This is a genomic window from Nodularia sp. LEGE 04288 (genome assembly GCF_963896525.1).
Lineage (GTDB): Bacteria > Cyanobacteriota > Cyanobacteriia > Cyanobacteriales > Nostocaceae > Nodularia.
Genome location: NZ_CAWQOY010000011.1, coordinates 1 through 23,365 on the forward strand (window position 1 = coordinate 1; position 23,365 = coordinate 23,365).

19 protein-coding genes are annotated in these 23,365 nt (G+C 42.1%); 3 read left to right on the forward strand and 16 right to left on the reverse strand.

All coding sequences use genetic code 11. The annotated features are described in order from the left end of the window. Positions 1 to 172 precede the first annotated feature (172 nt). Positions 173 to 721, reverse strand: coding sequence for a peroxiredoxin (locus AACX33_RS00745; RefSeq protein ID WP_194003840.1), 549 nt, complete (start codon positions 719 to 721; stop codon positions 173 to 175). Positions 722 to 913: 192 nt separating this feature from the next. On the opposite strand from AACX33_RS00745, the gene AACX33_RS00750 reads away from it, so the two are divergent. Then, entirely contained in the window at positions 914 to 1,339 is a 426-nt protein-coding gene (locus AACX33_RS00750) for a Fur family transcriptional regulator (RefSeq protein WP_194003842.1), read from the forward strand. Here the strand turns inward: AACX33_RS00750 and AACX33_RS00755 are convergent. From AACX33_RS00755 to hisG, 4 genes are all read right to left on the reverse strand, one after another. Further along, positions 1,332 to 3,590: a hybrid sensor histidine kinase/response regulator gene (locus AACX33_RS00755; protein ID WP_194003844.1), complete on the reverse strand. Its 2,259-nt coding sequence runs from the start codon at positions 3,588 to 3,590 to the stop codon at positions 1,332 to 1,334. The genes AACX33_RS00750 and AACX33_RS00755 overlap by 8 nt on opposite strands. A gap of 8 nt (positions 3,591 to 3,598) precedes the next feature. Beyond that, the gene (locus tag AACX33_RS00760; protein WP_194003855.1) at positions 3,599 to 4,024 is read right to left on the reverse strand and encodes a response regulator; all 426 of its coding nucleotides are present in this window, start codon (positions 4,022 to 4,024) and stop codon (positions 3,599 to 3,601) included. Between the two features lie 17 nt (positions 4,025 to 4,041). Then, a complete protein-coding gene (locus AACX33_RS00765) occupies positions 4,042 to 6,594 on the reverse strand; it encodes a GAF domain-containing protein (RefSeq protein ID WP_194003846.1) in 2,553 nt (850 codons plus the stop codon). A 428-nt stretch (positions 6,595 to 7,022) separates the two neighbouring features. Further along, the gene (gene hisG, locus AACX33_RS00770) at positions 7,023 to 7,670 is read right to left on the reverse strand and encodes an ATP phosphoribosyltransferase (RefSeq protein ID WP_194003848.1); all 648 of its coding nucleotides are present in this window, start codon (positions 7,668 to 7,670) and stop codon (positions 7,023 to 7,025) included. Between the two features lie 56 nt (positions 7,671 to 7,726). Between hisG and rppA the strand changes: the two genes are divergently transcribed. Further along, positions 7,727 to 8,422 (forward strand): two-component system response regulator RppA, encoded by a 696-nt coding sequence (gene rppA, locus AACX33_RS00775; protein WP_194003851.1) that lies wholly within the window; start codon positions 7,727 to 7,729, stop codon positions 8,420 to 8,422. A 40-nt stretch (positions 8,423 to 8,462) separates the two neighbouring features. Here rppA and AACX33_RS00780 read toward each other — a convergent pair whose 3' ends face one another. Then, complete coding sequence (locus tag AACX33_RS00780) at positions 8,463 to 9,503, reverse strand: 1-acyl-sn-glycerol-3-phosphate acyltransferase (RefSeq protein ID WP_194003853.1); 1,041 nt, start codon at positions 9,501 to 9,503, stop codon at positions 8,463 to 8,465. Positions 9,504 to 9,837: 334 nt separating this feature from the next. On the opposite strand from AACX33_RS00780, the gene psbA reads away from it, so the two are divergent. Beyond that, the gene (gene psbA / locus AACX33_RS00785; RefSeq protein WP_089090755.1) at positions 9,838 to 10,920 is read left to right on the forward strand and encodes a photosystem II q(b) protein; all 1,083 of its coding nucleotides are present in this window, start codon (positions 9,838 to 9,840) and stop codon (positions 10,918 to 10,920) included. Positions 10,921 to 11,200: 280 nt separating this feature from the next. Here the strand turns inward: psbA and AACX33_RS00790 are convergent, their stop codons facing one another. The 10 genes from AACX33_RS00790 to AACX33_RS00835 form a co-directional block, all read right to left on the reverse strand. Continuing rightward, positions 11,201 to 12,358 carry a hybrid sensor histidine kinase/response regulator gene (locus AACX33_RS00790; protein WP_194001101.1) on the reverse strand — a complete coding sequence of 386 codons (1,158 nt, stop codon included), beginning with the start codon at positions 12,356 to 12,358 and terminating at the stop codon, positions 11,201 to 11,203. Positions 12,359 to 12,423: 65 nt separating this feature from the next. Then, complete coding sequence (locus AACX33_RS00795) at positions 12,424 to 12,870, reverse strand: response regulator (protein WP_194001103.1); 447 nt, start codon at positions 12,868 to 12,870, stop codon at positions 12,424 to 12,426. Then, positions 12,824 to 15,121: a sensor histidine kinase gene (locus AACX33_RS00800; protein ID WP_194001105.1), complete on the reverse strand. Its 2,298-nt coding sequence runs from the start codon at positions 15,119 to 15,121 to the stop codon at positions 12,824 to 12,826. Before AACX33_RS00800 ends, AACX33_RS00795 begins: the two co-directional genes overlap by 47 nt. A 622-nt stretch (positions 15,122 to 15,743) precedes the next feature. After that, a complete protein-coding gene (arsB, locus tag AACX33_RS00805; RefSeq protein ID WP_194001107.1) occupies positions 15,744 to 16,895 on the reverse strand; it encodes an ACR3 family arsenite efflux transporter in 1,152 nt (383 codons plus the stop codon). Positions 16,896 to 17,060: 165 nt separating this feature from the next. Continuing rightward, positions 17,061 to 18,323, reverse strand: a complete 1,263-nt coding sequence (gene arsJ / locus AACX33_RS00810; protein ID WP_194001109.1) for an organoarsenical effux MFS transporter ArsJ — start codon at positions 18,321 to 18,323, stop codon at positions 17,061 to 17,063. Positions 18,324 to 18,406: 83 nt separating this feature from the next. After that, positions 18,407 to 19,417 carry an ArsJ-associated glyceraldehyde-3-phosphate dehydrogenase gene (locus tag AACX33_RS00815; RefSeq protein ID WP_194001112.1) on the reverse strand — a complete coding sequence of 337 codons (1,011 nt, stop codon included), beginning with the start codon at positions 19,415 to 19,417 and terminating at the stop codon, positions 18,407 to 18,409. A 156-nt stretch (positions 19,418 to 19,573) separates the two neighbouring features. After that, entirely contained in the window at positions 19,574 to 20,248 is a 675-nt protein-coding gene (locus AACX33_RS00820; protein ID WP_194001114.1) for a hypothetical protein, read from the reverse strand. A 318-nt stretch (positions 20,249 to 20,566) separates the two neighbouring features. Further along, entirely contained in the window at positions 20,567 to 20,890 is a 324-nt protein-coding gene (locus AACX33_RS00825) for an ArsR/SmtB family transcription factor (protein WP_194001116.1), read from the reverse strand. A 29-nt stretch (positions 20,891 to 20,919) separates the two neighbouring features. Further along, positions 20,920 to 22,131 carry an aspartate aminotransferase gene (locus AACX33_RS00830; protein ID WP_194001118.1) on the reverse strand — a complete coding sequence of 404 codons (1,212 nt, stop codon included), beginning with the start codon at positions 22,129 to 22,131 and terminating at the stop codon, positions 20,920 to 20,922. Next, a complete protein-coding gene (locus AACX33_RS00835; protein WP_194001120.1) occupies positions 22,128 to 23,312 on the reverse strand; it encodes an iron-containing alcohol dehydrogenase family protein in 1,185 nt (394 codons plus the stop codon). Before AACX33_RS00835 ends, AACX33_RS00830 begins: the two co-directional genes overlap by 4 nt. Between the last annotated feature and the right edge of the window lie 53 nt (positions 23,313 to 23,365).

Here is a 23,365-nt window from a genome sequence, read left to right on the forward strand (position 1 = left end):
GGGCAGGGGGGGAATAAATTGGACTTGTATCACAATCCTTTTCCTTTTCTCCGCGCTCCCATGCTCTCCCTCTTCTTCTGAGGACTGGGGACTGGGAAAGAGTTTTTCTCTTCCCCGATATCCAACACTCAATGTCCCGATATTCAATACCTAATTCCCAGTCCCTAAAATATTACACAGCAGCAGGAGTTTTAGCTTGTTTCAGGTAACCCAGCATGGTGTCTGCATCCGAAACTTCAAATGGGTCGGTGGGACAGTTATCTTCGTAACCAGCTTCAATGAAAATCTTTTCAATTTTGCCGTCATTCACGACCATTGAATAACGCCAAGAGCGCAGACCAAAGCCCAGGTTAGATTTATCAACTAACATCCCCATCTTGCGGGTAAATTCACCATTACCATCGGGGAGGAGCTTAACATTTGTAGCGCCTTGTTGCTTGCCCCACTGGAACATGACAAAGGCATCATTCACAGATACACAAACTACATCATCAATTCCCAAGGCTTTGAATTGGTCATAGAGTTCTTCGTAGCGGGGAAGGTGGGAGGTGGAACAAGTGGGGGTAAAAGCTCCAGGTAGTGAAAATACTACAACACGCTTACCAGCGAAAATATCTTGAGTGGTGCGGTCTTCCCAACGGAAGGGGTTAGTGCCACCAATGGACTCGTCGCGCACACGGGTTTTGAATACAACGTTGGGAACTTTTTCGATAACAGCCATATTAATCTTTTGATGAGTTGAGTGTTAGTTTGTGATTGCATTATGCTCACTTATATCAGAATAATTCTGATTTACGAAAATTTCAATAGTTATAAATACTTACTTATTTATTTTGTTCACATATAATACTAATTTATTTGTGGGGACGATTATAATAGGGAAATCGTTAACACGCAAAATGTAGCAGTAGATATGCAGCAAGAGGCACACACAATTATTCAAACCTTAAAGTCTAAGGGTTTGAGGGTGACTCCTCAGAGGTTCGCAGTTTATGCAAATTTGTTATCTCGGGCCGATCATCCTACAGTAGAAACCATCCTGGCGGATCTGAACAAAGATTTTCCGGTGTCATCTCAGGCGACTATTTATAGTTCTCTCCAAGCCTTGAGAGAGGTGGGACTTGTGCAGGAAGTTTTACTGGAAGAGGGTGTTTGTCGCTATGATGCGAATGTCGAACCGCATCATCATTTTTGCTGCCGCCGATGTGGTGCAATTGAAGATATTGCCTGGGAAACTTTCCAGTGTGTAGATATGAAGAGTCTCCGCCCTGGAATGCGTGGTGAAAGTTATGAAGTGACTGTTCGGGGTTGGTGCGATAGCTGTGAAATAGCTAGTTAAGTATTTTATCTAAAGACAGTAATAATTCATTGACAGTATAAGGTTTCGGTAAAAATGTCTGTGTACCAGTTTCAATCACTTCTTCTAACTTGGTTTTGGACATCAGACCACTGGTAGCAATAATTTTCACCTGGGGGTTAATTTTTTGCAAAGTCCGGATAGCGGTGAGTCCATCCAAGGAAGGTAACATCATATCCATGAGTACGGCACTAATTTTGTCTGCATATTTAGCATATAGTGCGATCGCCTCACTGCCGTCACTAGCAATTAAAGTCTGGTATTGGTGACTTTCCAGCGATGTTCTGGTGACATCTTGTATTGAGGGTTCATCATCCACAATCAGAATTAATTCCCCATGTCCCGTGGGTATTTCCACATCTTCAACAGCGAGTGTTTCCGTTCCCCCCACGGCTGGTAAGTAGACCTTAAAACTAGTACCATGTCCCACCTCGCTATACACGTTGATAAAACCACCGTGGCTTTTAGTAATCCCAATCACAGTAGAAAGTCCTAAGCCTGTGCCTTGTCCGACTGGTTTAGTGGTAAAAAATGGTTCAAAAATTCTATCTAAGGTTTCTTGCGGAATGCCAACTCCAGTATCCGTAACCGTAATCACTACATATAATCCTGCTTTTGCTTCCAAGTTCATCCGAGCATAATTTTCATCAACCACAAGATTCTCAGCAGATATAGTTAAAGTCCCCCGATTAGGCATAGCATCGCGAGCATTGACACACAGATTCATCAGTACCTGATGCAATTGGGTACTATCTCCAGAAACCAGCCATAAGTCGTTGGGGATATCAGTATTAATTTCGATAGATTTGGGGAATGTTTCTTTGACAATTTTGGCAATTTCTACAATTAGATGTCTGATTTGTAAAGTAATCCGCTTTCCTTCTACACCTCTGGCAAAAGATAGTACCTGCTTAACTAAATCCGCTCCCCGTCTCGCGTTGATTTCCAAGATTTCCAACAACCGCCGCGTCCGTTCATCAGCATCGGGGAATTTCAACGGTAGTAATTGCGCTCCTGCCAAAATCGGTGTGAGAATATTATTCAGGTCGTGAGCAATACCACTAGCCAGTGTACCGATACTTTCCAGACGTTGAGCGCGAAATAATTGTGATTCTAAACGCTTCTTTTCAGTAATATCCGTATCAACAATCAAAATTGACTTCGGCATTCCCTGTGCGTCGCGGACTAAACTCCAACGACTAGCTACCAGGAGTTCTTTACCAGTTTTAGTAATTTGAGTTAACTCGCCTTCCCACTTACCTTTAGTCATCACAGACAATAAAGCCTCGTGGTTTTCCTGCGCCGCTTCATTATCTAAAAGCTCGCTAGTATTTCTGCCCACAGCCTCTTGAACTGGCCAACCATAGAGATTTTCTGCACCTTTGTTCCAAAAGAGAATCTGGTTTTCTAAATCACATACACAAATTGCATCAGTGGTGATGTCTAGTAAAGCCGCTTGTTCACGAATTTTTGCTTCCGAAAGCTTGCTTTCGCTGACATCAATACCGGCACAAGTTATGCCGACAATTTCTTGCGACTCATTCCGCAATGGTTCCACAGTCAAGTCGTAATATCGAGTCCCCTGGGGGGTAGTGATAGATACTTCCTCTCGAATCCCAATGCCGTTAGTCAGCACACTATGTTTAATTGCGGTCAGACGTTGAGCATCTTTTTCTGGAATCAAATCAAAGTCATGTTTACCCAACATATCCTGACTCGTCCATCCAGACATCGAGTTATAAACCCAGGTGTAATATAGATTTGTGTCTTGATTGAAAACAAAGATCGGAGAATTTTTGAGCGCCACCCGAAAGCGTTCTTCACTCTGGCGCAGGGCATTTTCGGAACGTTGACGCTCAATGGCATAGCGCATGGAACGTACCAGCAAGTCACCAGTTACTTGACCCTTGACTAAATAATCTTGTGCGCCTGATTGCATCGCTCGGAGTGCGAGAGTTTCATCATCTAAACCCGTCAACACAATAATCGGAGTGGCTTTGGCATGATGAGCCATGCTGATAAAGGTGTCTAGTCCCTGGCTATCAGGCAATGAAAGGTCTAACAGTATGACATCAAAGCTATCTCTAGCTATACAGTCGAGTGCTTCAAAAAGTTGCTCAAACGGTTGTAACTCCACTTGAGCTGTAGTTACTTCCTGTAATAACTCTTGCAGTAACAAGACATCACCAGGGTTATCTTCTACTAACAAGACTTTAATAGATTTTCCTGCCATTAATTCTTTTACTCCGGTGGCAGTTTTACAATCGCAAACCAGAAATTTTCTATGGACTGTACAATTTTAACGAATTGGTCAAAGTCAACCGGCTTAGTGATAAAACAATTAGCTGACAGGTTATAAGCTTTGAGAATATCTTCCTCCGATTGAGAAGTGGTCAAAACAACTACAGGAATTCGCTTGAAACTTTGATCGGCTTTGATTTCTGCCAGTACTTCCCTCCCGTCCTTTCTGGGTAAGTTTAAATCGAGCAGGACAATATCTGGATGAGGTGCATCAGCATAGTTTCCCTGTTTTCGTAGGAATGCCATCGCCTCTACACCATCTTCCACCACATTCAGGTTAACTGATATTTTGCTATCTTCGAGGGCGATTCTGGTCAGTTGAGCATCGCCGGGATTGTCTTCTACTAATAAAACCTCTATGGGCATAATCGCTGTTTGATGATTCACGATTTTTTACCAGCTTTTTCGGGAATTGTGAAGTAGAAAGTCGAGCCTTGACCCGGTTTCGACTCAACCCAGATCCGGCCGCCGTGGCGTTCTATAATCTTTTTACAAATTGCCAACCCAATTCCAGTCCCTGGGTATTTACTTCTACCGTGCAAGCGTTGAAATATTACAAAAATGCGTTCAGCATATTGGGATTCTATACCAATTCCATTATCGCTGATGGAGAATAGCCATTCATTGGGCTGAGTGGGGAGTTGTTCTTCTGTTGGTTCTGCTTTCACTGCTCCCACATGAATTTTGAGTGGTGATTCTCCCCGGAATTTGATGGCGTTACCGATTAAGTTTTGTAATACTTGGGTGAGTTGGCTAGGATCAGCCATGACTACAGGTAAAGGATCATGGGTAATTGTGGCATGACACTCTTCAATGGCAATTTTGAGATTAGCGATCGCCCGCTCCAAAATCGTTTTAAAATCTACTTCGACAATGGGCTGTCCCCGGCTGGTAACACGAGAATAATTCAACAGATCATTAATTAAGCTCTGCATCCGCCGCGCCCCATCTACAGCGTAATTAATAAACTGTTCGGCATTAGCATCTAGGTCATTTTTATACTTGCGCTCTAACAGTTGTAAATAACTGGTCACCATCCGCAACGGTTCCTGCAAATCATGGGACGCTACATAGGCAAACTGTTCTAATTCAGCATTAGAACGAGCCAGTTCCTGAGTATGGTGGGTTTCTTGTTCCAATAACTTGGCTTGGGCGAGAGCAATGCCAATCTGGTTGGCTATCTGTTGTAATAAATCCAACTCAAAGCCATTCCACTGGCGAGGTGTAGCACATTGATGAGCAATCAACAAACCCCAAAGATTTTCCCTGACCAGAATTGGGACTACAAGGTTAGCTTTGACACCCAATTTCTGAAGAAATTTCCGATAACAGTCTTTAATATTAGCTTGTTCAACGTCTACAATTGCAGCGACTCTTCCTAGACGATATTTTTCCACATAGCCTTGTTCTTGAAAGCAGGGGTCGAGGATGTCTTGTCCTAGAACCGCAGGCCAACCAGGTAGGACAGCTTCTTGCACCACCGTTCCCGAACCATCAGCCCAAACTTGAAACATCACCACTCGGTCAGCTTGCAGGAGTTTTTGGACTTCTTTGACAGTAGTTTGGAGAATTTCGTCTATTTGGAGACTTTCCCGAATTTTGAGGGTGATTTCCGCGAAAAGTTGCGATCGCAAATTCTGCCGTTTTAATTCCTCTTCGGCTCGTTTGCGTTCAGCAATATCAGTATGGGAACCTAGCATCCTCACCACATCACCAGTTTCATCCCAAAGTGCCTGTCCGCGATCCAAAATCCATTTATAACTACCGTCTTTACATAACATTCGATGCTCGGTTACATAAAACGGTGTTTTTTTGGCAAAATGATGTTCAAAGGCTTGCCGTACATGATCTAAATCATCAGGATGGACTCGTTTTTCCCATTCATCCCAATGATTAGTAATTTCGTGGTCTGCATATCCCAACATTTCCTTCCAGCGAGTGGAGAAAAAGACTTCATTGGTTTTGACATTCCAATCCCAAATACCATCATTATTACCCTGTAAGGCTAATTGCCAACGTTCTTCACTTTCTCGCAGAGCTGCGGCTGTTTGTTGCTGTTCGGTAACATCATGAAAATATACAGACAAGCCATCGCGCGAGGGATAGGCGTGAACACTAAACCAGCCATTCAGGGGTGGATAGAATTCTGCAAATTCCACACTAACTTGTTGTGCGATCGCTCTGTGATACTCCCGACCAAATTTTGTGTCTACCAGTGCTGGTAAAACTTCCCAGATATTTTTACCCAACAACTCATTTTTGCTTTTCTGCAAAAGTCCTTCTGCTTGACCGTTAATGTATATAAATCGCCATTCTTGATCTAGAGCAAAAAAGGCATCAGTGATACTTTCGAGTATATTGGTAATCCGAGTTCTCGCCGCTTCTGAAGTCGCCCTAGCTGCTTGCTCATGGGTAATGAATTCCTCACTAATCCGAGACACTTCCGACACATTCCGTCTCAGTTCTAGTTGGTTAATTACCAAGTGACTCAAAGCCACCAGTGCTTCCACTTGTTGTTGGCTCAGTTGCCGAGGTACTTTGTCAATTACACACAGGGTTCCTAGCATATAACCCTTCGGCGTAATCAAGGGTACACCTGCATAAAATCGGACATAAGGATAAGAAGTAACCACCGGATTGGTTGCCAACTTGGGATCAGCCAAAGCATCTGGTACTATGACAAAATCCCGTTTTTCTTGACAAAGATAAGATAAACCGACATTACGGGGCATTTCCGGGACAGATATACCTAGTTTTGCTTTAAACCACTGCCGATTTTCATCAATAAAATTGACTAAAGCTATAGGTGTACCACAAATAAAAGCAGCTAGTTGAGCTAAATTATCATAAGCTTCTTCCGGTTCCGTATCCAAAATCTGATACTGGCGGAGAACTTCCAGCCTCGCCGCTTCATAATTATTCGATTCAGCATTCATCGGGTTTTATAAAAAAATTAAAAAAACAAGTTTCACTGCATACATATAGTTTGACACTCCCCGGCGTGAACGCACGGGGATTCTTGGATCTAAGACATAACTTGCTCATGCAGGTTTTCACTCCTCTTTACAACTATGTCATTGCGAACGTAACAAAGTGGAGTAAAGCAATCACAATGTTTTCAGCGTTTTTACTTTTCGTTACATAGTTAGGTTTATTTGTGCCTACCTACTTATGTCAAGAAAAGTAAATAAGGCTCAAACTCTTTCTCCCCCTGCTCCCTGTCCCCTGCTTTATTCCAACAATAATTATTTACGCCGACTTACTTGTATCCTGGTGACGTTGATGGCGTTCGCAGTTAAAAATTGCTGTATGAGAGGCACTTGTTGGCACTCCAGAATGGAATCATTCTGGAGATTTTTTAGCCTTAAACAGCAGTCAAAGCAACATCCTGGCGCATTTTTTCCACGAATTGATGCATATTCCCTGTATTGAGACGATAACTCAGAGGATGACCAATCAAGCGCGCTGTACTTTCATACAAAGTCGTAATTTCGATTAAACCATTTTCGCTCAAAGTCCGCCCCGTAGAAACTATATCCACAATCGCTTCTGACATTCCAGTAATGGGGCCTAGCTCCACAGAACCATACAAAGGTACGATTTCTATAGGTAGATCCAAACTATGGAAATATTCACGAGCGCAATTAACATACTTAGAAGCGACTCGACCATGAGGGGGTAAATCTAAGGGTGATTTATAGGCACTAGATGCTTTTACAGCCACTGACATTCGACAATGACCAAACTGTAAATCAACTAAATGTGCCACTTGCGGCTTTTTCTCCCGCAGCACATCGTAACCAATAATTCCCAACTGTGCCTGACCATATTCTACATATACAGGTACATCTTGTCCCCGCACCAAAAGTCCTTTTGCTTGTCCGCTAGCATCAGGAATTTGCAGTTGGCGAGTTCCAGAATCTAAAAAAGCGCTAAAATCCAAACCTACAGATTTCAACAAGCGGATGCTATTTTTAAGTAGTTCCCCTTTCGGTAACGCAACAGTTAACATTTTCTTTTTGGTAGTTCCTTTAATTGAGAATATCTTGATTGCTTACCACAAGCAGCATGAGAATTTTATTAGTTGATGACGAAGTAGAACTAACTGACCCCCTAAGTCGCGTGTTAAACCGCGAGGGTTACAGTGTGGATATGGCTTACGATGGTGCCACAGGTAGCGAATTTGCCGCCGTGGGTACTTATGATTTACTAATTTTAGATTGGATGTTACCCGGAAAAACAGGTTTAGAAATTTGTCAGGAATTGCGCCGCCAAGGTAAAGCCACACCTGTACTATTTCTCACAGCCAAAGATACCCTAGATGACCGAGTAGAAGGTTTAGATGCGGGTGCGGATGACTATTTAGTCAAACCCTTTGAACTGCGAGAGTTATTAGCGCGAGTGCGGGCGTTGTTACGTCGTGCTGGTTCCCCCAGCTATGAAACCACAACTGGAAGATTGACAGTCGCTGATTTAGAACTTGATAGTGAAAACCAAGTAGCCTATCGTCAAGGGCGAATTATTGAGTTATCTCAAAAGGAAAATCAGCTGCTGCAATACTTTATGGAAAATACCGGACATTTGCTAACTCATGCCCAAATTTTACAAAATCTTTGGCAGCAAGATCACGAACAACCCAATAGTAATGTCATAGCCGCATTAATTCGCCTGCTGCGGCGTAAAATTGAAGTAGGCAAAGAAACTCCACTAATTCATACTGTTTACGGCAAAGGCTACCGTTTTGGAACTTCTTCTATGGATTAAACGCAGAGGTAAGCGAAGGTACGCAGAGTTTTTCTCAGTCTTATTCTCTGCGCCTCTGCGCCTCTGCGTGAGATAACAACGCCATAATTTGAATTTGGAGTTTTTCTCGCAGTTGCTGTACTTGTTTATAACTTTCCGCACGTTTTTGGACTGAGTTGACTTTTTGTACAGGTTGGATAAAGTATTGTAGACGAGTTCTCATAGCCCAAACTCCCATTGAGGGAAATATGAGCAACAGAATAATTAATGGCGATATGGGCAAAAACGGTAATTTAAATAGTCGTTGCAACTTCTTGAGGTTGACTGTCCAAGGATGCAAGGATTCGCTACCAATGCAAAGAACTGGGAGAATGGGAATATGATAGCGATCGCTCATTTGCATAAAACTTACATCAAATTTTTGTAGTTGATAGCGTTGACTCCAACCTTTAAGCGGTCCACGTACTCCTTCCGGTGCGTATAGCAGAGTTTTACCTTTAACAACTGCTTTTTCAAAATCACTCCTCTGGGCGCGCACAGCACCTAAAACCTGTGACCATTTAGGAGGTAACCACCAACTCATCCAAGGATGCTCAAATAGTGTTTCACTGGCTAAGGGTTGCACCTCCCAACCTTGGGCTTGACTTAATAAATAACCTAAAGTGATAAAGTCCCAAGGAAAACACATCCCTGCATGGTTCATCGCTACAATGACAGAACTTTGTGGCGGTAAGTTATGAATTTGTTGCAACTCACCCCGAAAATAATATTTAACTATAGGAGCTAGAATTTCTTCCCGAAAAGCTTTCTGATACTGAGGATTAAATTCATCAACTTCTTTTCTTGGTGAACGACATCCCAAACGCAACCATCGATTTAGCAGTGCTAAGTAGAATCCACCTGGAACTAAAAATAATCCATATTCTACCCAATTCCAACCATCTGGATCAGCGTGATAGTGCTGCCAGTGGCGGTTAAATAAAACCAGCCAACCAGGAGGATACCACAGACAACACCAGTCAAACCAGCTAAATCTATAATTTTCACCTGATGCTTTTCCCTGTTGAGTTTTAAGCAGCTTTTCAGCGTGTTGATAAATCACAAGCACTAAGTAGATGAGATAAAAATTATCTAAAGCACATATCCTAGCCTCATATATATTGTCGTGATTTGTATCCTACCCAGGGCGTAACATTCACTACATTTATATGGTATTTGCGGCATAGCTGCCCTTACCGCGTCGCGTTTAGAAGAATTAATTATCCACAGATATATTTGATTACTTATCACTCATAAGTAAAACTAACTATATGTATAATTTTTACTCATATTAATTAACTTGCGTAACATTTGTAAAGTAGTGTAAAGTAATTTCATAGACAGAAAAGCAAACGCATCTGTCTCATACATACATAAATAACCGCAATCATAAACACATGACTACTACCTTACAACAGCGCCAAAGCGCCAACGTATGGGATCGCTTCTGCGAATGGATTACCAGCACCGACAACCGCATTTACATCGGTTGGTTCGGAGTTCTAATGATCCCAACCCTACTAGCTGCTACCACCTGCTTCATCATCGCCTTTGTTGCAGCTCCTCCCGTAGACATCGACGGTATCCGCGAACCCGTAGCTGGTTCCTTGATTTACGGAAACAACATCATCTCTGGTGCAGTTGTTCCTTCCTCTAACGCGATCGGCTTGCACTTCTACCCCATTTGGGAAGCAGCTTCCTTAGATGAGTGGTTGTACAACGGCGGTCCTTACCAATTGGTAATTTTCCACTTCTTGATCGGTTGCGCTTGCTACTTAGGTCGTCAGTGGGAACTATCTTACCGCTTGGGTATGCGTCCTTGGATCTGTGTAGCTTACTCTGCGCCTTTGGCTTCTGCTACAGCAGTATTCTTAATCTACCCAATTGGTCAAGGTTCATTCTCCGACGGTATGCCTTTGGGTATCTCCGGAACCTTCAACTTCATGATTGTGTTCCAAGCAGAACACAACATCTTGATGCACCCCTTCCATATGTTGGGAGTAGCTGGTGTCTTCGGTGGTTCATTATTCTCCGCAATGCACGGTTCCTTGGTGACATCCTCCTTGGTACGTGAAACAACCGAAACCGAATCACAAAACTACGGTTACAAGTTCGGACAAGAAGAAGAAACCTACAACATCGTTGCAGCCCACGGCTACTTCGGTCGGTTAATCTTCCAATACGCTTCCTTCAACAACAGCCGTTCACTTCACTTCTTCCTAGCTGCTTGGCCTGTAATCGGTATCTGGTTTACCGCTTTGGGTATCAGCACAATGGCTTTCAACTTGAACGGTTTCAACTTCAACCAATCAGTAATTGATTCTCAAGGTCGGGTTATCGCTACCTGGGCTGACGTAATCAACCGCGCTAACTTGGGTATGGAAGTAATGCACGAGCGTAACGCTCACAACTTCCCCCTAGACTTGGCTGCTGCTGATGTTGCTCCAGTTGCTTTAACTGCACCTGCAATCAACGGTTAATCTTCAAGCTTAGTTAAATAAAAAACGCCTCTCAGAAATGGGGGGCGTTTTTTCATGCGAAAAATCCCTACCCTGATTCATGCCTACTTATTTCTGTATTTTTGCATAACCTGGATAGCCACCATTCGTATATAAAGATTGAACAGGCTGTTTACTATAAGGTTAGGAGTTACCAATGTTTCATCGTCTAAAAAATCTCGCTTTGTCACCCTAGCATTGACTCTGAGTTCTTCTGTAGGGTTAGCCGTAGGTAATTTGGCAGAGTTGGTACACCGTAGATTCAAATCACAGGAAGAGTTACGGTGAATGCTGTACCTATCCCCACTTCGCTATTAACTAAAATCTCTCCACCATGCGCTTCAACACACTTTTTCGCAATGGCTAACCCTAAACCAGTTCCCGGAATTCCTCCAACATTGGCTGCACGATGGAAAGAGTGAAACAACATAGGTAAATCTTCTTTGGGAATGCCAATTCCCCAATCTTGAATACGGAAAGTTACGGTGTGTTCTTGAGCAATAAGTTCAAACTGAATTTTACCCCCTGGTTGTGAATATTTAATGGCATTGCCCAGTAAATTCCCTAAAATATGACGCAGTAGGATTTCATCCCAAACTGCATCCGCTAATTTTCCTACACTAGTGAACTCTATAGTTAAGTTTTTCTCCCCTGTACTCAATTGAGCTTCATCAATTAATTGTTGGCAGAATAATTCCAAATCTAAACAAATGAGTTCACACTCAAGTTTTCCAGCATCGGCTTGACCTATCAATGAAACTTCATCTAATAGCTGTGCCATGTTTTTGATTGCTGAACGAATCATTTCTAAATGATGATATTTTGTCTCTTGGGTGAGTTTATCATCATAATTTTGCAGTAATCCCGCAGCTAAGAGAATAGTATTCAGAGGATTACGGATGTCATGAGAAAGCATCGAAACAAATTCAGATTTAAACTGATTAAGTTCATTGGCTTTCACTAGTTCAGCAGTTCGTTCTTCCACCCGCACCTCTAAGCGTTGATTAACTGTGCGTAATGTTTCCAATGCTTGCTTACGCTCGATGGCATAACACACAGAACGAACCAACACATCAACATTTACCTGTCGCTTCACAAGATAATCCTGCGCTCCCTGGCGTACTGCCTCAATTGCCAAGTCTTCATCATTGGTATTTGTTAATACGACAATTGGGGTAGTGGGAGCATGATTCATGAGTACAGGTAGGGATGACAATCCTTGACTGTCAGGTAAGGTAAGATCCAATAAAATGACATCATAACTTTCCCTAATTAATGCGTTAAGTGCTTCATTTAATCGCTTAACATGAGTTAAACGAAATTCTTTAGAGTCCGCTTGCCGCAAAAATTCCAGCAACAACCTAGCTTCTGGCAAGCTGTCTTCAATTAACAAAACTTTTACTAAGTTGCTCAAAGTCATAATCTTTGGGTTTCACCCCCTATTTTTCTTAAAAGTGCTGACTTTTGACTTTTGCTATATCTTCCTCACTCCGATGGCAAGGTGACGGTAGATAGCCAGAAGTCTTCGATGCCTTTGACGATTTGAAAAAGCTGACTGAGGTTGCGGGATTTAGTGATGTAGCAGTTGACGTGTAGGTCGTAACTGTGAAAGATATCATCTTCATTACGAGACGTTGTTAAAACTACTACCGGAATGCGTTTGAGTGCTGGATCAGCTTTAATTTCTGCCAGCACTTCTCGACCATCTTTTTTGGGCAAATTCAAATCCAGCAAAATCAGGTCTGGACGAGGTGCATTAGCATACTCGCCTTCCTGACGTAAATAAGCCATTGCGTCCATACCATCTCTGACTGTTACCACTTGGTGCGGTATTGAGCTATTTTTTAATGCTTCTTGAATCAGGCGGATATCGGCTTTATTGTCTTCAACCAAAAAGATGGTTTTGAGTTTTTCTTCCGTTTCTACGCTCACGGTCACGTCCTCCAACGGGAATGGTAAAATAGAAGGTTGAACCTTCTCCCAGTTGTGATTCTAGCCAGATCCGCCCCCGATGGCACTCAATAATCTTTTTGCAGATGGCTAGACCCATACCTGTGCCAGGATATTCATCTCGCGTGTGCAAGCGTTGAAAGATGATAAAAATGCGATCGCTAAACTGGGGATCTATGCCTATACCGTTATCTCGCACCGAGAATAACCACTCATCTTCTAACCTTTCGGCTCCTATATGGATTTGTGGTGGTTCATCGCTGCGGAATTTGATGGCGTTGGCAATGAGGTTAAGAAATAGTTGCATCAGTTGGGTACTACCAGCCATGACGGTGGGTAAGGGATCATGGGTAATAGTTGCCCCAGTTTCAGTAATGCGTTGGCGTAAGTTGCTGAGGGCGCGTTCTAAAGGTGTTTCTACTTCAGTCAGTTGAAAGGCGATCGCTTGGGTATCTACTTTAGAATATACCAACACGTCATCAATTAAGGTCTGCATCAAGCTGACTCCTTCGACGGCGTAGGTAATAAATTCCTTGGCATCTTGATCCAGTTCTGCTTCGTAGCGCATCTCTAACAACTGCACATAATTTGCCACTTGATTCAATGGTTCTTGCAAGTCATGGGAGGCGACGTAGGCAAACTTTTTCAGTTCGGCGTTGGAACGTTCTAAATCATGGGCTAATTGTGCTAGTTCATCGGCTTGACGCAGAACAATATTGACAATTGCTTTCCGCAATTCTAATGCGGCTTTGATTTCCACATATCGCCAAGGTAAAGAGGTGAGGTGGACTGTTTCTTTCCACAGTTCAAATGATTTGCGGGGACACAAACGCACATGACCTTCTGTGTGACTCACTTCAAAGGCTTTATTGGGATCACCACCCCAATTCACAGTTTGAATTACTTCTGGTCGGAACCATAAAACATAATTGCGCTGGGAAATGGGAATTGCTAATAAACCACTGGCGACATTTTTAAATCTTTCCGCATCTGGATAAATTTGTGGCAGAGAATCTGTGTAGAAAACTTCATCTTCAACGTTATTTTTTAACCACTGCACTAAAAAATTCAGGTCTTCTGGTTTAGGAGTTTCTCCAATTACTGTACATTCTTCACCAAAACAGACAGCCGCACCTTGAGCGCTGGTTAAATTCAACAAATTCGGCTGATTTTTCACCAACCCATCAATGAAGTTTTCTTCTTGGGACATATATTCCACTAGCTTGCTTTGAATATATGTCAAATTAATTCGATAGTCGTAATCTTCTGTTTCCTCTCTGGCGGAAATTTCCGAAAATATGACTCGTCCTAAAAATTCGCAAGCTTTCCGCAATTCATAGGAAACATATTTGGGTAATTGATGATGACAAGCTATTAATCCCCAGAGTTTTTGGTCTTTAATTAAAGAAATAGTCAACGAAGCACCTACACCCATATTGTGTAAGTATTCTGTATGACAAGTAGCGGCGCTGCGGAGAATCGAATTAGTTAAATCAACTGGGCGCTCGCTGACTGGATTTTGAGCAGGTATAATCTGTACTGACTCGGCATGAGAATCTGGAATGATTCTGATGGAATTAGCAACGAATAATTTTCTGGCTGGTTTGGGTATATCTGACTCAGGGTAATGCAATCCTAAGTATGGTTCCATACTTTCTAGTTTTTCTTCGGCGATGACTGAACCATGTCCGTCATCATCAAATTTATATAGCATCACCCGATCAAATCCGGTGACTTTTCGCACTTCTTGGACAATTATTTGGCAAAAATCATGCAAATTTGCGGTTTTTTCTAATTGGTTAATCGAAGCTTTGGCTAGATGATAAAAGCTCAGAAAAGGAATATTTTCACGAGAAACTGCGGGTTCTAGCTCTAGAATCAAAAATCCTTCTGAATTGCGGTGAAAAACTGCATCAAATACTGCATAATCATCACCTTTTTTTCTTACCCAAATTTTTGTAGGATTGATAAATTCCAGATTACCTTCTGATATACCTGTTTTAATTCTTTCGATTTGAAACGGATCTAGCAGGTCTTCCAGTTTTGTTTGCAAAATATTTTCAGGATGAATCCCAAAAATACTCCAAGTATTATTACTAATTTGTAATATTTTTAAATCTGGTTCTTCTAAAACCAAAAGCACCCCGTGGGGTTGAATTTGCTTAAAAAGATGTATGGGAGCTTCTTTTAAGCTATTTACATTAATCCCTGGCAGTTCTAATTCTATAGTCATTATGATCCGATCCTCCTCTATTATTTGGGAGCATCAAAAGTAGAGTTGATATTGTTATTCCAGCTACTCTACTTAGATGTTAGTATGTAATATTTGTGTGCATCAACAAACAACTTATCAAAACCTTACTGATGATCAACAATTGAGAAATCTCATCCAGTTTTTCAACTTTCAACGTTCGCACTTAATCTTGTTCTCATCAGTAATTCCTAAGATAGGATTTTTTCTACCGCTAACTTTTTATTTTTCAGTAGCATTTTGCAGTGTTTCTTAAGCTGCTTGCGATTAACAGTCTAACAGTCAATTCATTCAGATAGAGATAAGAAATATGAAAATTTTGTGATTGATTGAAATAGACTATGTGTAGATATATTAAGTAAATCTACAAAATATATTTTGTTTTGGCTTTTTATTAAAAAGACCTGAAATTGCTGAAGTGCTGAAGTATAGATTATCGGTTTTTAGCTGCTAGTGGGAACTAGAAAAATGCGCGGTACAAGGTGCGCTAGTTGTATCTGAACAGCAAGCTAAATAAACAATTCACCGGGGAGTGGTAAGATGATCAGCGCTGTTTTTAATGGCTATTAGGTTCTTAATAATTCTGGTTTTTACCTTGTTGTCTCTATGAAAAACTATTAATACAACGTGGATCTTTTAATGTAGCCTTTTGCGGTTCCCTGGGGAACCAAGCAGCCGTGCGCTTACAAACTTCAACCAGCATCAACATGACTGGGACTTCGATTAAAACTCCTACCACTGTAGCAAGTGCAGCCCCAGAATTTAAGCCAAACAACATTACAGCCGTGGCGCTCGCCACTTCAAAGTGATTGCTAGCTCCAATTAATGCTGCTGGTGCGGCATCTTCATAAGATATATTCAGCTTTAATGCTGCGACATAACTAATTAAGAAAATGAAATTAGTTTGAATAAATAGTGGTACAGCAATTAATAAAATGTGTAAGAGATTATTAACAATAACTTCGCCTTTAAACGCAAATAATAACACCAAAGTAATCAGCAGAGCCGTAATTGAAACTGGCGTGAGATACTTGATAAACCGCCTTTCAAACCATTCTCTACCTTTGTGTTTTAAAATCCAATAGCGGCTGCACATTCCTGCCAATAAAGGCAATCCGACATAAATTATCACCGATAAAACTATGGTTTGCCAAGGCACTATTAAATCATTGGCTGCTAGTAACCATCTGCCCAAAGGTGCATACAGAAACAGCATCAGCAGAGAATTAACTGCCACCATCACTAAGGTGTGTCCCTGATTAGCGTAGGAAAGATATCCCCACATCAATACCATTGCAGTACAAGGCGCGATTCCCAATAAAATTGTCCCAGCAATGTAGGAATTTGCTATTTCTACTTCGTTCCCACGAATTAATTCCGTACCTGTAATCAGTGGACGAAATAACCAACCCAAGAAAAACTGCGAAAATGCCACCATTATGAATGGTTTAATTAACCAGTTTACTACTAAGGTAAGAATTACAGGTTTGGGGGCGCGGACAGCATTCACAGCTTGGGTGAAATCAATTTTTACCATGATTGGGTACATCATGAAAAACAGACATACCGCAATGGGAATTGACACTTGATAAATACTCATTGCATCCAGCGCCACCGCTACCCCAGGAAATAGTCTCCCTAATGCAATTCCCGCGAAGATGCACAAAAACACCCAAAGGGTAAGGTATTTCTCAAAAAAATTGAGATTACTCCCGGCTTGTACAGGCGTTTGATTGCTGTTTTGATTTGTACTCATCTATCTAAGCTTCTCTTTGCAGGGATTGGGGATATATTTCGTGGGCGTTGCTGAATCAAGATTTATTGCACGCAGAGGCGCAGAGTCGCAGAGAGGAAGAGGAGGATCTCTATATATATTATGTTGGTGCTGAGGACTAACATCTTTTTTCTTTATTTCTATTTCTTATTCTCCACCTTCGGTTTTCCAAGCGATCGCTTTGGCTGGTTGGGGGTCGGGTAACTTCGTAGTAACTATTGCAGCTGCTAAGACTAAGAACATGGATGTCCATAGACAACCTACTAAGTCGAAATATTGAAAGACTAATCCTGATAAGACTGTGCCGGCTAATCGTCCACCGGAGTTAGCCATGTAGTAGAAGCCAACGTTTAGCGCTACTTTATCGTCATCGGTGAAGGCTAATACTAGGTAGGAATGTACGGCGGAATTGAAGGCAAAGACTACACCAAATACTAGCAGTCCACCAACGATCGCTATATTGCCAGGTACACCCAATTGTAAGGCTAAGGCGATCGCACCAGGAACAGCTGTGAGGGTAAATGTCCAAAACTGGATGGTTTTTGAACTGGGTGGCTGACCAGAACCAAATCGCTGAATTAACACTGGTGCTAAAAACTGAATAACGCCGTAGCCAATCACCCAACAAGCCAAGAATCCACCGACTTGATAGAATGACCAGCCTAAAGTCCCCCGTAAGAAAACCGGCAAACCCACCACAAACCAAACATCCCGTGAACCAAAGAGGAAAAATCGCGCCGCTGAGAGAATATTAATTTCTCTGCTTTTAGAAAATAGTTGGCTAAATTTAACTTTCGTTTTGATTTTGCCCATACCTTTAGGCAACATCAACCCAGTGAATAAAATCAAGAATAGTCCCCCGGCCATGATTAATAGAGCATTCTTAAAACCAACAGAAGTTAGGAGAACACTACCAACAAAGAAGCCAACACCTTTGAGAGCATTTTTAGAACCCGTTAAAACTGCTACCCACTTAAACAAAGATGACTGGGCTTTTTGGGGGACAACCAAGCGAATGGCGCTCTTAGAACTCATTTTGGTTAAGTCTTTAGCAACCCCAGAAAAAGCCTGAGCCACCATCACATAACCAACAGCAATCCACTCAGACCAATCTGGATTTAGCCATGACAGCATCACCATCGAGAAAACCTGTAACCCAATACCAGCGTAAAGAGTTATTTTTAATCCGAATTGAGAGCCAATCCAACCGCCTAAAAAGTTGGTAACAACGCCAAATATTTCATAGAACAGAAACAGAGAAGCGATTTGTAATGGTGTGTAGCCAATACTGTCAAAATACAGCAGTACCAGCATTCGCAAAGCACCATCGGTGATGGTAAAACCCCAATAGGCAAGGGTGACAAGAGTGTAATTCTTGAGATTAGCGCGAGAAGCTGTAGAAGAAGTCATGAAAAATTGGGGAGTAGGGAGTAGGGAGATGAGGAAAGAAGAAGCAGGGGTGAAGTTTTTTCCCAATGACTAATGACTAATGACTAATAACTCAATGCAACTTTACGAGCCAATTCAACCATGCGATTCGCGTAACCCCATTCGTTGTCATACCAAGCCAGGATTTTGACTTGAGTTTCATTCACCACCATTGTGGAGAGAGCATCAATAATCGAAGAACGAGGATCATCTTTGTAATCAATAGATACTAAAGGACGCTCTTCATAACCCAAAATATCTTTGAGTGGTTCTTGTTCAGAAGCAGCTTTCAACAAACTATTAACTTCATCTACTGTGGTCGGTCGCACCACTTCAAACACACAATCTGTTAAAGAAGCATTAAGTAAAGGCACTCTCACAGCTAAACCGTTGAGCTTACCGTTGAGTTCAGGATAAATTAAACCAATTGCGGTTGCTGAACCTGTGGTTGTGGGAATCAGAGACAGACTCGTAGCCCTCGCCCGACGCAAATCTTTATGAGGTGCATCGACAATAGTTTGAGTATTGGTATTGTCATGAATGGTAGTAATGATGCCATGCTTAATCCCCAAACCTTCATGAATTACCTTGACTACTGGGGCTAAACAGTTAGTAGTACAGGAAGCAGCAGTCAGTAAATGATGCTTTTCCGGCTGATAGAGGTGGTCATTCACCCCCATGACAATATTTAAGGCTTCTTCCTTCACCGGCGCAGCGACAATTACTTTCTGCACACCTCTCTTAAAATAGGGGTCGAGAGTAGCAGGTGTTCTAAATTTACCGGAGCATTCCAGCACCAAATCAACACCCAACTCATCCCAAGGAACTTCGCCTGGTTTAGCATACTCACTAAAGCTGAGGGGTTTACCGTCAATTAATACCCGTTCCCCTTCTGCTTCTACTTCTGGTGTCCAACGTCCGTGAACAGAATCAAATTTCAGCAAGTGTGCAGCCGTTACAGCCCCACCTTTGATTTCATTGATATGAACAAACTCTAATTCTGACCAACCCCACGCAACTCGCAGAGCCAGCCGTCCAATTCTACCGAATCCATTGATTCCTACGCGAAGTTTCATTTTTAGGGGTGATATTAAGTTTATGTTTATATCATTTCAAAAAAAATTGATATGTCAACCACAGTCAGGGTACTGTATACAAATATTCATCAAAAAAACTTGATGTATCAGGAAAAGTTATTATACTAACTGTTTGTCCCGCAAGCCGGACAAATTCTACAAGCCAAGATGATGACGCATCTTTTGAGCAATTTCTTGGTGGTATTTGAGGTCAGAAGCTTGTTGGCTTGTCTTATTGCTGTTGCAGAAACTCTTGCTAAGAGTAATTTTTTTGCCAGATTTCCGCACCATATATAATTCTGTAGAGGTACTACCATCATCATGATCCTGTTCAACTAGAATAGATTGAACTTCAGTGAAGGAAAAAATGTCGGTATGGTCTTTCCGATATAGGTAAGTTGTGGTTTTGAGAATTTGTTGATCTATGCGATCAAATGTCCATACGGTAAAGTATTTGTAAAAAGGGATACTGATTAACATCATGATTGGGCCAATCATCCAAATCCCCAGAATATAATATATGAAGGATCTAGAGGGTATATTTGGGATATTTGGGTCATTAGCCATATTGGTCATCAATACATAGATAAACCCAAGCATTAAAACTGCTATGACTAAATTTATACAGCACGAAAGCCTCGCCCACTTCAACGCAGCAGACTTCGGTCGAACACCTACCTGAAAGGTTAATTCTAGTGAGGTTTCTTGAACAAGTTGCAATTGATATTCTTTCCCAACAGAGTTGAGTCCTATACGCATAATTAAGTTCAAGTCAGGTAGGTGGAAAAATCCATTTTGCTCTAATGTCAGGGTTCCCAAAACGATTACCACTTTATCACTTGAAAAAATTATTCTTAGAGGATGAATGCACAAGTCTAATTTATTACTAACCCTGGCGACTAGTACCGCAAGGCGGAAGTCAAAAGTCAAAAGTCAAAAGTCAAAAAGCTTATAAAATGGGCTTTTCATGGATTTTGAATGGTCTGTTTATTTACGCCGACTTGTACTAGAAGTCGCGGCTACACAGACGAAACCCACCTACGTGGGTTAATTTTTCATTAGTCCGCGTAAAGCCCTGACGGTCAACCGCTACGCGTTATGCTTGTGTAGTAGCAAATTATATTCGCCCACAATTTTGAAAACATCCTCTTAATCGCAGCAGAGACGGGCAGATAAAATGATTTTATTATTGCTAAATTCGGCTAAATATGCTTCTAAAACTTTAAATTGGGGTAAGTTTAAACTGTAATAAATCCAGCGTCCTTCGTGACGGGAGTTAACTAAGCCAGCTTCTTTGAGAGTTTTGAGGTGAAAAGATAGTTTGGACTGATTCACCCCCAAAGCGTCGCACAAGTCACATACACACTGTTCTCGCTTTCGTAACAGTTCCAGTACGCCAATCCTGATTGGATCAGAAAGTGCATGAAAGCCAGCAGCAATTAAATGAGAATTGGTAGCAGAGGGGGTAGGCATCAGTGACATTTTTCAGAATATATCTATCTTTATTGTGGAGCAGAAACGACAGCTTCGGGTTGATAGCGGATACCAGCTTGTTTAAATCTATGCAAAGCTTCACCCAAGCGATCGCAATCTGCAATCAAACTTATCCGCACATAGCCTTCACCCGCAACCCCAAAGGCATTCCCAGGGGTGACAACAACGCCAGTTTGCTGCAATACATCCAGAGCAAAATCTGTAGAACCTTTACCCACGGGACATTTTACCCACAGATACATGGTGGCGTTGGTTTTGGGAATATCCCAGCCCAATTTTCCTAAACCTGCTATCAGAAAATCCCGGCGGGTGCGGTAGCGTTGCTGGACTTCATGCAAATACACATCTGGTAATTGCAATGCGGTTTCGGCTGCGGTTTGCAAGGCTGCAAAAATCCCATAATCTAAGTTGGTTTTCAGAGTTCGCAAACCTTGAATGACATGGCGATTTCCCACTACAAAACCCACACGCCAACCCGCCATATTGTAGGTTTTGGATAAGGTGTGAAACTCTACGCCGATTTCTTTCGCACCGGGAATTTCTAACAAACTGGTGGGTTGATAACCATCAAAAGCTAACTCGGCGTAACATAAATCATGCACTAGCAGAATTTCGTATTTCCGCGCAAAAGCTACGATGTCTTCAAAAAATTCACGGGGAGCGGTGGCAGCGGTGGGATTACTGGGATAATTGAAATAGAGAATTTTGGCTTGTTCGGCAACTGCATCAGGAATAGCCGCTAAATCAATTAACCAGTTATTTTCCGGTTTAAGAATTAAGCTGTGAATTTTCCCCCCAGCAATTAACGGGCCGCGAAAATGGGCGGGATAGGCGGGAGAAGGAACCAGAACGACATCACCTGGGTTAATATAGGCGATCGCTAAATGAGTTAATCCTTCTTTAGAACCCAGTAAAGGCAAAGCCTCACTATCGGGATCAAGTACTACACCATAACGGCGATTGTACCAATTAGTGATGGCACGACGGAAACTAGCAGTACCTTCAAAGGGCGGATAACCGTGATTGGCGGGATTTTGCAAAGCGGCGATCGCAGCTTCTACTACAGGCTGTGGTGTCGCCCCATCCGGGTTTCCCATGCCCAAATCAATTAAATCCAGTCCTTGTTCTCGTGCTTTCGCCTTCAATTCGTCTAGACGGGCAAATACATAAGGCGGTAGCTGTTGTATGCGATCTGCGGGGGTAATCCAATTCAAGCTCATTCTGAAACCTCTTCACTCATTCCCCTAGTGGAGACACGATTTATAACATCTCTACTATCCGTTGGTGCAGTGGTAGAAACCATCGCTGCCATCAACTGTTCTAGTGCAACTTTAAATGGTAGTCTATGGATGTCAGACTGAGGATCTAAAGCAACTTCGGCGGCTGTTTGCAACTCTTTTAATGTGATGTTGCCCAAACCTAAATCACTTAAATTTTGCGGCAGTCCAATCTCTGCATAGAATTTTAATAATTGTTGCCGTGCTGAGGCCGCTAGTTGATTGCTTTGTAACATTTCTTCTAAACGCAGTTGCACCAAAATACCATAGGCGACTTTTTCACCGTGGATACTGCTGTGTCCCGAAATGTGAGTTAAACCATTATGTACAGCATGAGCAGCAACTGTGCGACACTGCGCTCCTCCCATTCCGCCAATTACCCCAGCCAGTAACACGGTAGCATCTACGACTTCTCGCCAATCTTGACTACTTGGTTCTTTTAAAGCTGTAGCTGACTTTTGTAATAAAATATCTCGTAAAACTCGCGCCTGTTGGACTGCGGAAATAATCAGAGTTTGTTGAGAATTACCACTACTCACTGATGCTTCATACCATTTAGCGATCGCATCCCCAATTCCTGCTATTAATGTCCGTGGTGGTGCAGTTTGAATTAAATCATAGTCAAGGATTAATAAATCAGGACAGCGAGACAGCGCCACATCATAGAGAAAAGCCCCGGACTCAGAATACACATTAGAAAGGGCAGTCCAAGCCGCACAGGTAGCTGCTGAGGTAGGAATTGTCACCACTGGTAACTGTAATTGATCAGCGACTAATTTCGCTGTATCCAAAGCTTTACCGCCACCGATACCAATAATTACATCGGCTTGATGTTCCTGGGCTGCTTTCTTTAAAGTTTTTAAACTAGCTTCGCAGCAATCTACACCATAGGAGGACTGAGCAGTGTTTGACTTGGTTAAAATTGCTTGTAAATTCTTTTGGGCAATGGCAAGGGTCGAATTCCCGGCAATAATTAATGGACGAGTCCCTAAGCGGGTAATTTCTGCTGATGCTGTCTGTAACACACCAGAACCACGAATGATTTTTCCTGGAGCAACCGTCAGCGTCAAGAATGAGCTAGAGGTTTGAGTAGACACAGTTTGAGTAGAAAATTGATTGGGCATATAAATCTAGTTTGCCAAAATATTGATATTTCTTAATAAAATTTTAGACTTAT

Bases quoted from the DNA above. Each gene is read 5' to 3' on its own strand.
- AACX33_RS00745 (WP_194003840.1), bottom strand. From the start codon at position 721: ATGGCTGTTATCGAAAAAGTTCCCAACGTTGTATTCAAAACCCGTGTG.
- AACX33_RS00755 (WP_194003844.1), bottom strand. From the start codon at position 3,590: ATGGCAGGAAAATCTATTAAAGTCTTGTTAGTAGAAGATAACCCTGGT.
- AACX33_RS00790 (WP_194001101.1), bottom strand. From the start codon at position 12,358: ATGACTTTGAGCAACTTAGTAAAAGTTTTGTTAATTGAAGACAGCTTG.
- AACX33_RS00800 (WP_194001105.1), bottom strand. From the start codon at position 15,121: ATGACTATAGAATTAGAACTGCCAGGGATTAATGTAAATAGCTTAAAA.
- AACX33_RS00825 (WP_194001116.1), bottom strand. From the start codon at position 20,890: ATGCCTACCCCCTCTGCTACCAATTCTCATTTAATTGCTGCTGGCTTT.
- AACX33_RS00835 (WP_194001120.1), bottom strand. From the start codon at position 23,312: ATGCCCAATCAATTTTCTACTCAAACTGTGTCTACTCAAACCTCTAGC.
- AACX33_RS00760 (WP_194003855.1), bottom strand. From the start codon at position 4,024: ATGCCCATAGAGGTTTTATTAGTAGAAGACAATCCCGGCGATGCTCAA.
- rppA (WP_194003851.1), top strand. From the start codon at position 7,727: ATGAGAATTTTATTAGTTGATGACGAAGTAGAACTAACTGACCCCCTA.
- AACX33_RS00830 (WP_194001118.1), bottom strand. From the start codon at position 22,131: ATGAGCTTGAATTGGATTACCCCCGCAGATCGCATACAACAGCTACCG.
- hisG (WP_194003848.1), bottom strand. From the start codon at position 7,670: ATGTTAACTGTTGCGTTACCGAAAGGGGAACTACTTAAAAATAGCATC.
- AACX33_RS00750 (WP_194003842.1), top strand. From the start codon at position 914: ATGCAGCAAGAGGCACACACAATTATTCAAACCTTAAAGTCTAAGGGT.
- arsB (WP_194001107.1), bottom strand. From the start codon at position 16,895: ATGAGTACAAATCAAAACAGCAATCAAACGCCTGTACAAGCCGGGAGT.
- psbA (WP_089090755.1), top strand. From the start codon at position 9,838: ATGACTACTACCTTACAACAGCGCCAAAGCGCCAACGTATGGGATCGC.
- AACX33_RS00765 (WP_194003846.1), bottom strand. From the start codon at position 6,594: ATGAATGCTGAATCGAATAATTATGAAGCGGCGAGGCTGGAAGTTCTC.
- AACX33_RS00815 (WP_194001112.1), bottom strand. From the start codon at position 19,417: ATGAAACTTCGCGTAGGAATCAATGGATTCGGTAGAATTGGACGGCTG.
- arsJ (WP_194001109.1), bottom strand. From the start codon at position 18,323: ATGACTTCTTCTACAGCTTCTCGCGCTAATCTCAAGAATTACACTCTT.